This is a genomic window from Bacillus sp. AFS001701, assembly GCF_002559405.1.
In the GTDB taxonomy this organism is placed as follows: domain Bacteria; phylum Bacillota; class Bacilli; order Bacillales; family Bacillaceae_G; genus Gottfriedia.
Genome location: NZ_NTZO01000227.1, coordinates 1 through 13,975 on the forward strand (window position 1 = coordinate 1; position 13,975 = coordinate 13,975).

Consider the following 13,975-nt stretch of genomic DNA (forward strand, 5'->3'; position numbering starts at 1 on the left):
TTCCGAATGTGCTAATTTTCTTTGTTAATCGTTTTTTTGCTGCAAATATTCTATGCATATTTTAATTAATTTTGCGCCTGAATGCAAAAATATTTTGCGGTAAATTGAAAACGGTATCATGCTTAAGGATGAATAACGCTTAGAATAAGTACATTTTGTGAATTTTAATTTATACAACATGTTTGGCACGGAAATTGCTTATTCTTTTAGTAAGAAGCTAAAAATTAATCAATAATATTGGGGGAACTCAAATGACAACTAATTCTCAAAAAATCATTGACCAAACAAATCAATATGGCGCAAATAACTATCATCCACTTCCAGTAGTAATCTCTAAAGCTGAAGGTATCTGGGTTACAGACCCTGAGGGGAACAGATATTTAGATATGTTAAGTGCATATTCTTCTGTAAACCAAGGGCATCGTCATCCAAAAATTATCCAAGCTTTAAAAGATCAAGCTGACAAAGTTACATTAACTTCTCGTGCTTTCTATAGTGAAAACATGGGTGAGTGGTTTGAAAAGGTAGCAAAAGTTACGAACAAAGATATGATTTTACCTATGAACACTGGTGCTGAAGCTGTTGAGACAGCTATTAAAGCTGCTAGAAGATGGGCTTATGATGTTAAAGGTGTAGAAGAAAACCAAGCAGAAATTATTGCTTGTGTTGGAAACTTCCACGGTCGCACGATGGCTGCAGTTTCTTTATCATCAGAAAAAGATTATCAACGTGGATTTGGACCATTCTTACCAGGAATTAAGTTAATTCCGTATGGCGATATTGAAGCATTAAAAGCTGCAATTACGCCAAATACTGCTGCATTCTTAATCGAACCAATTCAAGGTGAAGCTGGAATTAATATCCCTAAAGAAGGATTCTTACCTGAAGTAGCTGAAGTTTGTAAAAAAGAAAACGTATTATTTATTGCAGATGAAATTCAAACAGGTTTATGTAGAACTGGTAAAACTTTTGCATGTGATTGGGATGGCGTAACTCCTGACATGTACATTTTAGGTAAAGCACTTGGTGGCGGAGTATTCCCAATTTCATGTGTTGCTGCAAATCGTTCAATCTTAGGCGTATTTGAGCCAGGTTCTCACGGATCTACATTTGGTGGAAATCCATTAGCTTGTGCAGTTTCTGTAGCTGCTTTAGAAGTGCTTGAAGAAGAAAAGTTAGCTGAGCGTTCAAATGAGCTTGGGAACTACTTTATGGAAAAATTAAAAGAAATCGATCATCCTCATATTAAAGAAGTTAGAGGACGTGGATTATTTATCGGTGTTGAACTTCATGTTCCAGCACGTGTTTATTGTGAAGCATTAAAGAAACAAGGTTTATTATGTAAAGAAACACATGATACAGTAATTCGTTTTGCACCACCACTAATTATTTCAAAAGAAGATTTAGACTGGTCAATTCAACAAATTAACGAAGTATTTAGCCAATATAAAGCAACTGTATAAATGGAGCGATAAAAATGACAACTACAATCCCACAAAATGAAGTACAAAACAAAATCAAAGAAGAAGGCAGAGAATTAATTGAGTCTACTCAAGAAGTAATCTCAGAAGCACTTCATAAACTTGGTTATTCAAAAGAACTTTATGAGTTATTAAAAGAACCATTACGATTTTTAACAGTTCAAATTCCGGTAAGAATGGATGATGGCTCAGTGAAAATTTTCACTGGCTATCGTTCACAACATAATGATGCTGTAGGTCCAACAAAGGGTGGAATTCGTTTCCATCCTGAGGTTAATGAGGACGAAGTAAAAGCTTTATCAATGTGGATGAGCTTAAAATGCGGTATCGTTGATTTACCATACGGTGGGGGAAAAGGCGGTATCATTTGTGATCCAAGAAAAATGTCAATTTTTGAGTTAGAGCGTTTAAGTAGAGGATATGTTCGTGCGATTAGCCAAATCGTTGGACCAACAAAGGATATTCCTGCTCCAGACGTCTATACTAACCCACAAATTATGGCTTGGATGATGGATGAATATAGTAGAATTCAAGAATTTGATTCTCCTGGATTTATTACTGGTAAACCACTTGTATTAGGTGGATCAGAAGGACGTGAAACAGCTACAGCTCAAGGTGTTACTATTTGTATCGAAGAGGCTGCTAAACGTAAGGGAATCGATTTAAAGGGTGCTAGTGTCATTGTTCAAGGATTTGGAAATGCGGGTAGCTTCTTAGCGAAGTTCATGGTTGAAGCAGGTGCAAAGGTAGTCGGTATTTCTGATGCACTTGGCGCATTATACGATCCAGACGGTTTAGATATTCATAGCTTACTAGAAAAAAGAGATAGCTTCGGAACGGTAACTAACTTATTTACTGATGTAATTTCGAATAAAGAATTACTTGAAAAACCTTGTGATATTTTAGTTCCAGCTGCAATTTCAAACCAAATTACAATTGAAAATGCTCACAATATTAAAGCATCAATCATAGTTGAAGCTGCAAATGGTCCTACGACTCTAGAAGCTACTAAAATATTAACAGAGCGTGGGATTTTATTAGTTCCAGATGTACTAGCAAGTGCTGGTGGCGTTTCTGTTTCTTATTTTGAGTGGGTTCAAAATAACCAAGGTTACTACTGGTCAGATGAAGAAGTTGCTCAAAAACTTCGTGAAAAAATGGTACGTTCATTTGATAGTGTTTACCAAACTTCAGTTAATCGCAAAGTAAATATGAGATTAGCAGCATATATGGTTGGTATTCGCAAAATGGCGGAAGCATCTCGTTTCCGTGGATGGGTTTAATAGACTAATTGGTTTGCTCCAGATGGAAAGTTCATCTGGAGCACTTATATTGTATTGACAGATAATAGACTCTATTTTTATAATTAAGATATTATTTCGGTACAATTAATTTGTATACGCTTACAGATATTATCTGAAAATTTAGTCTTGTGATACGTTGGTATAGAGCATTTTAGTGTTCGTTAAGGAAATAAGTGAACTTATATTCTGTTATATCAGAATATTTTAACTTATACGCACAATTTACAACTAGAGGAGGGACTTTCATGAAACAGCAAGAACAGGGGTTAAAGAAAGAGCTTAAAAGTAGACACTTGTTTATGATTGCTCTTGGGGGAGTAATTGGGACAGGTTTGTTTATGGGATCAGGCTATACAATTAGTGAAGCTGGCCCAGGTGGCGCAATATTAGCCTACTTAGTAGGTGGAATCGTAATGTATTTAACAATGCTATGTTTAGGAGAATTAGCAGTTAATTTACCAGATGCTGGTTCTTATCAAACTTATGCAACTAAATATATCTCACCAGCGTCAGGCTATGTAGTTGGATGGATGGCATGGTTAAACTGGTCGGTAACAATCGGTTTAGAGTTAATTACAGTTAGTATGTTAATGAAGAGATGGTTTCCAGATGTACCAACTTGGATCTGGTGTGTAGCATTTGGGATAATATTATTTGCAATAAATGCACTTTCAACTAAAAGTTTTGCTGAAGTTGAATTTTGGTTTGCAAGTATTAAAGTAGTAACAATTGTTCTATTTATAATTTTAGGTGGAGCAGTAATGTTTGGCATTGTACCAGTAGAAGGGTCAAAGGCTCCAATGCTTTCTAACTTTACAGACCACGGCGGACTTTTCCCGAATGGCTTTTTAGCGATTATGGTCACAATGGTTGCAGTTAACTTCTCATTCCAGGGAAGTGAATTAGTAGGGATTGCAGCTGGTGAAAGTGAAGATCCAGCAAAAGCTGTACCTAAAGCAATTAATAACACTGTATGGCGAATTCTAGTATTCTTTATTTTATCAATGTTTGTTTTAGCAGGACTATTCCCTTGGGAGAAAGCTGGTTTAGTAGATAGCCCATTCGTAGTAGTATTTGATAACATCGGTATTCCATACGCAGCAGATATTATGAACTTTGTTATTATTACAGCCGTTCTATCAGTTGCTAACTCAGGTTTATACGCAACATCTCGTATGATGTATTCAATGGCTCAAAAAGGAATGGTTAGTCCGAAATTAGGAAAATTAACTAAAAAAGGTGTACCTTTAAACGCTTTAACTTTTAGTATGTTTTTTGGATGTTTATCTCTATTAAGTGGTATTTACGCAGAAGACACGGTTTATCTATGGTTACTATCAATTGCAGGATTTGGCTGCTTATTTGTTTGGGCAAGCATTGCATTATCAAATCTTTTAGGTAGAAAGAAATACATTCAAGAAGGTGGAAAAGTAGAGGATTTAAAATATAAAACGCCTCTTTATCCAATCGTTCCAATCGTTGCTTTTGTTTTAAATGTAGCTGTAATCATTAGTCTTGCATTTATCCCAGATCAACGCATTGCATTGTACTGTGGTGTTCCATTTATGATTGCATGTTTAATTTATTATCATTTCTCTGCTAAACATAAGATTGAAAAACACGAGCAAGAAGAGAATAAAAAAGTAAGTTAATAATAGTTTTAAGATTGTCTCAAAAATTGGTGAAAACTCGCTAGTAAGTTACTACTAGCGAGTTTTTTTGTTATTGTCCTGAATTCTGGTTGAACAGGTTTAGCGTATTGAATAATAATTACTACTTTATTAACAAATTTCACAATTTTATCAACAGTGTGCATATTTTCGTTCATATTTTTTTGATTTTGAAGAGGAAAGCGACTACTTATCCACTGATTTGATAATCGTGTTACTGTTTTCAACTGATCCTGCATTAATTATCAACAAATGTTCGAAGGCACTTGTTAATAACTTTCAGTATTTCAATACAGAAAGGAAGGGGGGAGATACTTATCCACATTTTTACTATTAAGGCCATGTTTATGAGTTTTACACAAAAAAAAGAACTGTCCCAAAAATACATTGACTTGAGGGGCAGCTACATTTGTTACAGCTTATTTATTTTTTTCAGACTCTTTACTTGTTACAGTGATGTCTTGTAAGTGACCTTGGAAGCCTTGACCTGCTGTTAGGTCGTAACCTTTAACGCGCTTATTAACTCCATCTAAACCGAAGCGGAATAGAGTAGGGATAACTGGCACTTCGTCATTTACAAGCTCTTGCCATTTATCGTATACTTCTTGACGGTATTTTTCATCAAATGCTTTTGCTGAAATACCTTCTTTTAATAGTTTATCATTGTCGTTATTTACCCAACGAACGTAGTTGAATGGTGCATTTTTCGCCCAAATTCCAGATGGGTCTGGGTCAGAACCTGTTCCCCAAGCTGCTGCGAAAATATCGATTTTTGGATTATCTTTTTCTACCATATCGTAGAATGAGTTGAACTCATGTAAACGTCCATCTAATAATTGAACATCTAAGCCAACTTCTTTCCAAGATTGTAAGTAGAATTGTGCTAATGGTTCAGCGATATCGCCACCACTCATAGAAGCGAAGTTGATTTTAAATGGTTTTCCGTTTGGATCTTCACGTAAGCCATCTCCAGTTACATCTTTGTAACCAGCTTCGTCTAGTAATTTTTTAGCTTTTTCAGGATCATGAGTATATCCTTTTAATGCTTTATCAAAGTATTTAGGGAATGATGGTGGAATTACAGATGTTGCAGGCACTCGTAATCCTTTGTATAATTTTTCCCCAACTGCTTTGTTATCAAGGGCATAAGCCATTGCTTGACGTACACGCTTATCTTGGAATTTTGGATTATCCATTACGTTTACACCATTTTTCGCATCGTAATGACCTAATTTAAATCCAATGTAAGAGTAAGCTAACTCAGTTTTACCGATTAATTGGATATTTTTTAATTTTTTAGCTTGATCATATTGGTCAGCTGAAACAGAAGCGATATCGATATCTCCGTTAGCTAGAGAAGATGTAGCAATAGTTGGATTAACAACTTTTAAAAGTACACCGTCAAGTTTTGGTGCACCGTTCCAGTAATCTTTATTCGCTTCGAACTCTACAGCTTCACCTGGAGTGATCTTTTTAATTTTAAATGGTCCAAAGCCAATAGGAGCTTTACGAATTTGGTCAGATGATGCTAATTTATCGATTGGCACATTGCCTAAATATTTTTTAGGTAGTGGGTTAGTCCATAATCCAGTAAGTACAGATGGGTTAGCTTCTTTAAATGTAATTGAAATTGTTTTAGGATCAATTACTTTAACACCGGAAATATTTTTTGCTTTTCCGTTATGATAATCTTCCATACCTTCAATCATAGACATTTGTGAGTCATAACGTACACCTGTATATTTTGGATTACCAATTACTAGATAAGAATATTCTAAATCCTCTGCTGTAACTGGATCCCCATTCGTCCAATTTACATTATCGCGAATTTTTAATGTGATTGTCTTTTTGTCATCGCTTAATTTATATGTAGCAGCACCATCTTGGTCATAAATATAGTTTTCATCTGTTGAAAGTAGTGCTTCATCAAAAAATTGAAGAACTTGAGAATCTGGATCGCCTTCATAGAAAATTGTATTTAAGATACCTTCAAATGGCGTATCTGAAACTAAACCATATTTTAAAATGCCACCTGAAATCGATTTTTTGCTATTTGAAACTTTAATTGGAAAAGCAGCTTGATCGATTTGCTTAGTAGTAGTTGAAGTCTTTGTGTCGCCACCTTTACATGCTGAAAGAATCATCATAGATACTGCCATTGCGCTTAATACTTTAGTAAAGCTTTTTGCATTTTTCATATTTCCACTCTCCTTATTTTTTAATTAACCTCTTCTTTGTCTAGCATCAGCTGCACGCTTTAGCGCTTCACCGATGAAATTTATACTCAGCATGAGCACTAAAATCATGCACGATGCAGGTAACCATATCCACAACTTATTTTGTAAAACATCAGGATTTGTTGCATAACTAACTAGTGTTCCTAAACTTGGCGTACTTTCTGGTAAACCAAATCCAAGGAAGGTTAGACCAGATTCAATTCCAATATTTCCTGCTAAGTTTAAAGTGAATGCAACGATAATTAAAGAGCTTACATTTGGTAAAACGTGTGAGATGATGATTTTCCAATTCGGTGTGCCAATTGCTTTAGCTGCTGCCACATAATCTAATTCGCTCTCTGATAAAACTTTTGAACGAATTAACCTTGCTTTACCTGTCCATAAAAAAAGGCTCATAATAAGGACAAAATTTATGATTGAGAATTTAGGTACAACTGTTACGAATACAATAATTAACATTAAGGTTGGTAAGGATAAGAAAAAGTCAATAATACGCATTACGACACTGTCTACCCAACCACCAAAATAACCAGCTATTAAACCTAATGCTAGGCCTAGTAGATTTGTAATAATTGTGATGAAAAATCCAATCGTAAAGGAATTTCTTGTCCCAATTATTAATTGTCCAAATATATCACGTCCCCCGTAGTCAGTACCTAACCAATGAGTAGAGGAAGGAGGCTGATAGATTGATAGAAAGTCTACTTTAACAATTTGATCTTGATCTAGAATAAGCGAAGTACCATACACACTTATTATTATTAGGCCAAGCACGATAAGAGAACCTAAAGCTAACTTATCTCGTCTAAATTCAGCCCAAATGACACTAAATCCTGATGGACTTTTTCGTTGCTCAGTAATATGAGTTTGATTTTCGATTTTTAATTCCATAAATTTCACCTACCCTATTCAATCCGTATACGTGGATCTACGATGCTTAGAATAATATCTGAGATTAATGTCCCAAAAAGTGTTGCAAGACATGTCATTAAAACAAGCGCATTTACAACAGTAAAATCACGTAACATAACGGATTTGACGAACAGTTGTCCAATTCCTGGATAGCCAAAAATTGATTCTAAAAATACAGAACCAGCAATTAAACCAGTAATCTCATAACCTAAAAATGCAGCGATTGGTAAAAATGAATTTCGTAAAATATGTCGAGAATAAACCTTAGATTCAGGAACACCTTTTGATCTAGCTGTTCTTACAAAATCTTTTACTTTAGTATCAATAATTTCACTGCGTAAATATTGAGAAATTCCAACAGTTGAAATAAGTGCACCTGATAAAGTTGGTAAAACAAGGTGATCTAACTTGCTTACATAATAAGCAAAAGTTCCGTCAGCAATTTGAGGGTCTACGCTACCGCCCGTAGGGAAAAGATCAAAATAAAATCCAAAAACAAACAACATAACAATTCCAAAAATAAATAGAGGGGTAGCAAATCCTAAATAGTTATATCCGGTTATCAGCTTATCTGCCCACGTGTCGCTATAGCGTCCACTAATAATACCAAGTGGAATTGCCAGTAAATAAGTTACAATAAACACGCAGAGAGCAAGTAATACGGTATTTCCAATACGGTCACCGATTACATCAACTACATTGATTTTGTGTGTATAGGAAACACCAAAATCTCCTTTTGCAACATTTTTAATCCAATGATAATACTGAACATAAGCAGGATCATTTAAACCCATTTCTTCACGAATTTTTTCAATTTCTTGTGGATTAGCTTTTGGGTTAATCGATCGTCCAGTTAGAGCATCACCAGGCATTGCTTTAGCTAGTGCAAAGATTAGTATACTCAAGATAAGAAGCTGAGGAATCATGATGAGTATACGGCGAATGACAAATTTTAACATATTGGTTACTCCTTTCTAAGGTAATGCTACTCGATGAGTATCTGAGATTGGTTTTAAATCAAAAGGTCGACCATTTTCATCAAAGTAAGAAGAAGCATTTTGTTGATATTCTTTTCTTACTTCTTGTCTTTCTTTAATTTTTTCTTCTCGAACTTCTGGACGAATATCTGGTATTGCCGCAATTAAGCGCTTAGTGTATATATGTTGTGGGTTGTTTAAGATATCTTCAGTAGTGCCTTCCTCAACAAGTCGCCCTCTATACATAACACCAATTCGATCACATAAATGGCGAATAACGCCTAAGTCATGACCGATAAATAAATAAGTTAGTTTGAATTCTTCCTGTAAATCTTGTAAGAAATTAAGTACTTGTGCTTGTACTGAAACATCCAAAGCAGAAACAGGCTCATCTGCAACTATTAACTTAGGTTGTAAAGTTAATGCTCTAGCAATCCCGATTCGTTGACGTTGACCACCAGAAAATTCATGTGGATACTTATATAGTGATTCTGGAGATAAACCAACTTTATTAAGGTAGTAAAGTACTTTTTCACGTTCTTCTTCTTCAGTTAGGGTTTCATAGTTTCTTAGCGGTTCTGCAACTAAATCAATAATTCTCTTTTTAGGATTTAAAGAAGAGTATGGGTCTTGAAAGATCATTTGAATCTCTTGGCGAAATGCTCGCATTTGCTTTTTATTTAGTGTTATTAAGTCATTGTCTAAAAACTTAATACTGCCATTAGTAGCCTGTGTCAATTGAAGTATTGCCTTACCTGCAGTAGATTTTCCACTACCTGATTCTCCAATAAGGCCATATGTTTCGCCTTCGTTTAGTTCAAATGAAATTCCATCAACAGCTCGAACATGATCTACAACTGTTCGAAAAATACCACCACGGATAGGGTAATGTACTTTTAAGTTATCAACCTTTAATAGAGACATTTACGATCGGTGCTCCTTTCTCGTTCTTGAAATGGAAATGCTTATAACAAGAACAACGTACATAATGATTTGGTGTAACTTCGTGTAAGATAGGTTGATTTTCATGAGCATAATTTTGAATCCAAGGAATACGGTGGCTGAATCGGCAGCCTGTTCTAGGTAGTTTGTCTAATGGTGGAACTGTACCTTCAATAATATGAAGTCGTTGATTTTTTGAATGAGTAGTAGGAATAGAGTTTAATAGTGAGCGCGTATATGGGTGTAATGGATTATTTAGTATTTCTTCTACTGAACCAGTCTCAATAATTTGTCCAGCATACATAACTGCAACACGATCTGCTACTTCTGCAACAACACTTAAGTCATGCGTAATTAAAATGATGCCTAGCTTCGTTTTCTTCTGTATTTCTTTTAATAAATCCAATATTTGAGCTTGTATTGTTACATCTAAAGCAGTAGTTGGCTCATCTGCAATGATGAACGAAGGGTTACATGCAATGGCAATTGAAATCATAGCACGTTGTCTCATACCACCAGATAATTCATGCGGGTACTGTTTATAAGTAACCTCTGGCTTTGGAATTCCAACTTGATCTAATAACTCTAATGCACGCTCCTTTTTTTGTGAGCGTGAAAGATCAGTATGAAAATCTAAATTTTCTTCAATTTGTTTACCAATCGTCATTAAAGGATTTAGAGCAGTAAGAGGTTCTTGGAAAATCATTCCGATTTCCTTACCTCGAATTTTATTCAACTTACTATCATTTAGCGTTAGTAAATTTGTACCCTTGTAAGAGATCAATCCATTCATTTTTGTACGATTATTTGAATGTAGTCCTAGGATTGATAGGGCTAGTGCACTTTTACCGCAGCCTGATTCACCCACAATTGCAAGAACTTCATTTTCATGGACAGTTAGTGATACATCATCCACAGCAGGATAGTATTGGTTGTTTATACGAAACGATGTCGTTAAATGTTCGATTTCCAAAAGAGGTTTTGACATTTCGTGTCTCCTTTCGAGATTTCATGAGCAGAATTGTTGCTATATTTTGAATTTTCATAAGTATAATATTATTACGCGAATGTTTCAATATGAAAACATTTTCTGTAATATATAGTCCTTTTTGACTAAAATTCATTCAAAATTCGGATTAACTAGTAAATTAATAGGGAAAAAATGTCACTATGATTCGATAGAAAGGTTGATAGATTAAATAAAATAAGGGAGAGTAAGGAAAACACAAAATGAAAACGTTTCCAAAACGGTTTGAAGAGTAGATAAAAAGATGTGTTTGAAAATAAAGAAGAAATAAAGGGGTTTTTGTCGGAAGATGGAGTAATTTAGTGGAAAATATATTCTCGATGTACAATTTGTAGTTTGAAATTCCTAGTTCAAATTACCTACATTTAAGCAGGAAAATAAGAATTACATTAAAAAATCTAAATCTACTAAAAGCATTATATAAGAAAAGAAAAAAGCAGTATAAAGATAAAAGGATGAATAATCCATTTTATTTTACACTGCTTTTCTTAATTTAATCTTAAGTCTTAACTCAATTTAAGTAGGCTGTTAACATCCAAACATGCTTTGCAAGTTGTTCTCGAATGGCTAATAGTAAATCATGAGTAACTGAATCATTTTCAAACTCTGCAATTTCCATACCATCTTTTAATTCTTCAATTAAATAATTATAGTCTTTAGTAATGTCCTGAACCATTTCATCAGAAGTGATATTTTTATTTCCTTCTTTAAGACTTGAAGTATCAAGATATTCTCTCATTGTAGCCAGCGGTTTTCCACCAATTATTAACACTCGTTCTGCAAGCTCATCAATATGTAAACTTGCCTCATTGTAAAATTCCTCAAATTTAGTATGTAGAGTGAAAAAATTTGGACCTTTTACATACCAGTGATAGTTATGCAACTTTACAAATAGAATATTCCAGTCTGCTATTTGCTTGTTTAGCACATCAACAGTCGTTTTTGAGATGGATGATGTATCCATTAAAATCCCTCCTCTAAATGATGTAAAAGATTAAAAAACCATATACCCCATCTTAACTGATATTGAGTAAGAATAGTCATGGTAATATTTGATAGCTAAGACAACAATTAGTAAATTTAACGTTAAATTGTCAATAGTATAAATTTGAAATAGAAAACCCCATCTAACTGATGGGGTTTTAAATCTATGAATGAGACTTTTCTTCAGGAAGGGAAAGCTTAGGATCAATTCTAACTGCATCATCCTCATTAAACGCATTTTTTAATACTAAGAAAAATGAACCAATCATACCTAATAGAATGATAAAGTAAAAGAAAAAGATGAGTACATCATACGCCAATGTTTATACCCCCTTCGAAAATTCTCTGTATTCATATATATGATTGAAGGGAAGGACAGATAACCAAAATTCACAAAGTGTTCAAAATTTAGATGAATATTTTTGAAATGGTCGTTGTGGTGGATAATAAACTGCTGAACTTTATTTTATGAAGAAGAGATATTTGTGCTTAAAAATGGTTCAGGTCCTAAAGGGGTGCTTCTGAGTGATGAAATCGAAAAAACGAACACAACTAACTTTATGGATAGTTGTGAACTTCGTTGTATATGGCATAAACCCGATGAAATCATGATTTGATTTTTGAAACCAATTAGAATTCAGAAAAGCCACAAGCTGCAAAACTTGTGGCTTTTCTTCCTATATATAAACTGTTTTAAGCTGCATGATTATGATTTTTCTTAACATTAACAAGAACTGGAGCAGAAGAAAGTAAAATGGTTAAGACAACTGCACTGATAATATAGGAAGGAACCATATACCAAGCATTATATACTAATGAATAAAGTGAAACCGGAGTTCCTTTTGGAGCGTAAGAACCGTAGAACACGATTCCAGCTATAAAGTGACAGATGAATCGAGCTAGTGAGCCGATAAAAGTTCCTAAAATTATATAGGCTGCTGCACTTTTTTTATTGCCATTTGCCAAACTATTTTTTATTTGTTTATATACAAGACCAGCTAATCCGAGACTTGTAAATGCTACAATATAGTCTGAAAATACTTGGATAGGATGAACAAAATATAGCTTTGTTACGATTTGTAGTGCTGCTAATAATAGACCAGTAATTAATCCTTGTTTTAATCCCCAACGAAAAGCAATTAGAAAAACTGGAATCATTGATAATGATACAGAGCCACCTTGAGGTGCAGTAAATAATGGTAAAAAGTCAAATACAATTGCTAGTGCTGCACACATCGCTATTTCTGCCATTAATTGAATTTTTGATGTCTTCATATAAATTTCCCCCTTTATCTAATGGACAACTTATGTAGTGAAACACATTGTAAATAATGATGTTTGAGTGAATATTCGCCTACTTTTTGTAATGTCTAGTTCCAGCACCTTGCCCTTTCTGGTGTCGGGGTAAAAGCGAGTCGCTTCCACATTTCAATTTAGGGAGATTTCGGTAGGAATAAATAAAAAAAGCAATACTGGGTAGCATGATGATCCCTAGCGTTGCTTTTTCATCGTGCCACATCCCTACGTTAGTACTAACTAACAGGTTCAGAGGGTAAGAATAGCTAATTTATTCACTCTCAGCCAAATGGCTCCCCTTGTGGTTTTAGCTTACATTTAGTTGTCTTTACTAAATATAGTCAAGGTCATTTAAAAATACAATTAATTTATCTGTAAAAATTAAAAAAATTTGGCCATTGTTAATGGAATCTATGTAAGAATCGCGAAAAACATTAACCGAGTTAACTTTTTAGATAGTCATTAAAATTATTTTTAAAAAATGAGTGTAATCATAGCTATTATGTAAAAAATAAGCATTATAACTTTTATCTTATTTATACTGGTCATAAATTATTCACAATGGCTTGCTTTTCATTTTAAAATTTACCGTGTAGAATGAATACGAAAGAAACAGCTAAATTTTGGCAGAAAGTGTAAATAATTTGAAGGAGACAGTGAGATGATTCAAGTATTATTTGTCTGTTTAGGTAACATTTGTCGATCGCCAATGGCTGAGGCTGTTTTTCGTCATTTAGTGACAGAAAAAGGGTTAGATAAACAATTTATGATAGACTCAGCTGGTACTGGAGATTGGCATTTAGGTCACCCTCCACATAAGGGAACACAAGGTTTATTGAGTGAAAAAGGTATAATGTGCGAAGGTATGAAAGCTCGAAAAGTGACAGAAAATGACTTTAAATATTTTAGTTATATTGTTGCTATGGATGCACAGAATAAAGAGGATTTAATGAATTTAGCAAGAAATAATTGTATAGGAGAGATTTCACTACTTTCAGATTATGTTCCAACATCAATGTGGAAGGAAGTGCCTGATCCATATTATACGGGTAATTTTAATGAAGTATATGACATCATCACAGAAGGATGCTCTCATTTACTTCAGCATATTTTAAAGCAACACCAATTAACAGTTTAGAGGAGGA

The 13,975-nt window shown here is 34.2% G+C and carries 12 protein-coding genes and 1 riboswitch; of the genes, 4 read left to right on the forward strand and 8 right to left on the reverse strand.

The window, feature by feature from the left end:
* The first annotated feature begins 251 nt into the window (after positions 1-251).
* From CN514_RS15350 to CN514_RS15360, 3 genes are all read left to right on the forward strand, one after another.
* Complete coding sequence (locus tag CN514_RS15350; protein ID WP_098233337.1) at positions 252-1,463, forward strand: ornithine--oxo-acid transaminase; 1,212 nt, start codon at positions 252-254, stop codon at positions 1,461-1,463.
* A 14-nt stretch (positions 1,464-1,477) separates the two neighbouring features.
* Complete coding sequence (locus tag CN514_RS15355) at positions 1,478-2,764, forward strand: Glu/Leu/Phe/Val family dehydrogenase (RefSeq protein ID WP_098233338.1); 1,287 nt, start codon at positions 1,478-1,480, stop codon at positions 2,762-2,764.
* 266 nt (positions 2,765-3,030) lie between these two features.
* A complete protein-coding gene (locus CN514_RS15360) occupies positions 3,031-4,437 on the forward strand; it encodes an amino acid permease (protein ID WP_098233339.1) in 1,407 nt (468 codons plus the stop codon).
* A gap of 437 nt (positions 4,438-4,874) precedes the next feature.
* On the opposite strand, the gene opp4A is transcribed toward CN514_RS15360, so the two are convergent.
* From opp4A to thiT, 8 genes are all read right to left on the reverse strand, one after another.
* Positions 4,875-6,653: an oligopeptide ABC transporter substrate-binding protein gene (opp4A, locus tag CN514_RS15370; RefSeq protein WP_098233341.1), complete on the reverse strand. Its 1,779-nt coding sequence runs from the start codon at positions 6,651-6,653 to the stop codon at positions 4,875-4,877.
* Positions 6,654-6,677: 24 nt separating this feature from the next.
* Positions 6,678-7,583, reverse strand: coding sequence for an ABC transporter permease (locus tag CN514_RS15375; RefSeq protein WP_069032748.1), 906 nt, complete (start codon positions 7,581-7,583; stop codon positions 6,678-6,680).
* A 14-nt stretch (positions 7,584-7,597) separates the two neighbouring features.
* Entirely contained in the window at positions 7,598-8,563 is a 966-nt protein-coding gene (gene opp4B, locus CN514_RS15380; protein WP_097973226.1) for an oligopeptide ABC transporter permease, read from the reverse strand.
* A gap of 15 nt (positions 8,564-8,578) precedes the next feature.
* Positions 8,579-9,505, reverse strand: coding sequence for an ABC transporter ATP-binding protein (locus CN514_RS15385; RefSeq protein WP_098233342.1), 927 nt, complete (start codon positions 9,503-9,505; stop codon positions 8,579-8,581).
* Positions 9,486-10,511 carry an ABC transporter ATP-binding protein gene (locus tag CN514_RS15390; protein ID WP_098233343.1) on the reverse strand — a complete coding sequence of 342 codons (1,026 nt, stop codon included), beginning with the start codon at positions 10,509-10,511 and terminating at the stop codon, positions 9,486-9,488. Before CN514_RS15390 ends, CN514_RS15385 begins: the two co-directional genes overlap by 20 nt.
* A gap of 550 nt (positions 10,512-11,061) precedes the next feature.
* Positions 11,062-11,514: a Dps family protein gene (locus tag CN514_RS15395; RefSeq protein WP_098233344.1), complete on the reverse strand. Its 453-nt coding sequence runs from the start codon at positions 11,512-11,514 to the stop codon at positions 11,062-11,064.
* A 184-nt stretch (positions 11,515-11,698) separates the two neighbouring features.
* Positions 11,699-11,854 (reverse strand): hypothetical protein, encoded by a 156-nt coding sequence (locus CN514_RS25775; protein ID WP_176525928.1) that lies wholly within the window; start codon positions 11,852-11,854, stop codon positions 11,699-11,701.
* Positions 11,855-12,227: 373 nt separating this feature from the next.
* A complete protein-coding gene (thiT, locus tag CN514_RS15400; RefSeq protein WP_098233345.1) occupies positions 12,228-12,809 on the reverse strand; it encodes an energy-coupled thiamine transporter ThiT in 582 nt (193 codons plus the stop codon).
* A 226-nt stretch (positions 12,810-13,035) separates the two neighbouring features.
* Positions 13,036-13,140, reverse strand: a riboswitch (TPP riboswitch).
* Positions 13,141-13,491: 351 nt separating this feature from the next.
* On the opposite strand from thiT, the gene CN514_RS15405 reads away from it, so the two are divergent.
* Positions 13,492-13,968 carry a low molecular weight protein-tyrosine-phosphatase gene (locus tag CN514_RS15405; protein WP_098233346.1) on the forward strand — a complete coding sequence of 159 codons (477 nt, stop codon included), beginning with the start codon at positions 13,492-13,494 and terminating at the stop codon, positions 13,966-13,968.
* The last annotated feature ends 7 nt before the right edge of the window (positions 13,969-13,975 follow it).

Bases quoted from the DNA above. Each gene is read 5' to 3' on its own strand.
- CN514_RS15350 (WP_098233337.1), top strand. From the start codon at position 252: ATGACAACTAATTCTCAAAAAATCATTGACCAAACAAATCAATATGGC.
- CN514_RS15355 (WP_098233338.1), top strand. From the start codon at position 1,478: ATGACAACTACAATCCCACAAAATGAAGTACAAAACAAAATCAAAGAA.
- CN514_RS15360 (WP_098233339.1), top strand. From the start codon at position 3,031: ATGAAACAGCAAGAACAGGGGTTAAAGAAAGAGCTTAAAAGTAGACAC.
- opp4A (WP_098233341.1), bottom strand. From the start codon at position 6,653: ATGAAAAATGCAAAAAGCTTTACTAAAGTATTAAGCGCAATGGCAGTA.
- CN514_RS15375 (WP_069032748.1), bottom strand. From the start codon at position 7,583: ATGGAATTAAAAATCGAAAATCAAACTCATATTACTGAGCAACGAAAA.
- opp4B (WP_097973226.1), bottom strand. From the start codon at position 8,563: ATGTTAAAATTTGTCATTCGCCGTATACTCATCATGATTCCTCAGCTT.
- CN514_RS15385 (WP_098233342.1), bottom strand. From the start codon at position 9,505: ATGTCTCTATTAAAGGTTGATAACTTAAAAGTACATTACCCTATCCGT.
- CN514_RS15390 (WP_098233343.1), bottom strand. From the start codon at position 10,511: ATGTCAAAACCTCTTTTGGAAATCGAACATTTAACGACATCGTTTCGT.
- CN514_RS15395 (WP_098233344.1), bottom strand. From the start codon at position 11,514: ATGGATACATCATCCATCTCAAAAACGACTGTTGATGTGCTAAACAAG.
- thiT (WP_098233345.1), bottom strand. From the start codon at position 12,809: ATGAAGACATCAAAAATTCAATTAATGGCAGAAATAGCGATGTGTGCA.
- CN514_RS15405 (WP_098233346.1), top strand. From the start codon at position 13,492: ATGATTCAAGTATTATTTGTCTGTTTAGGTAACATTTGTCGATCGCCA.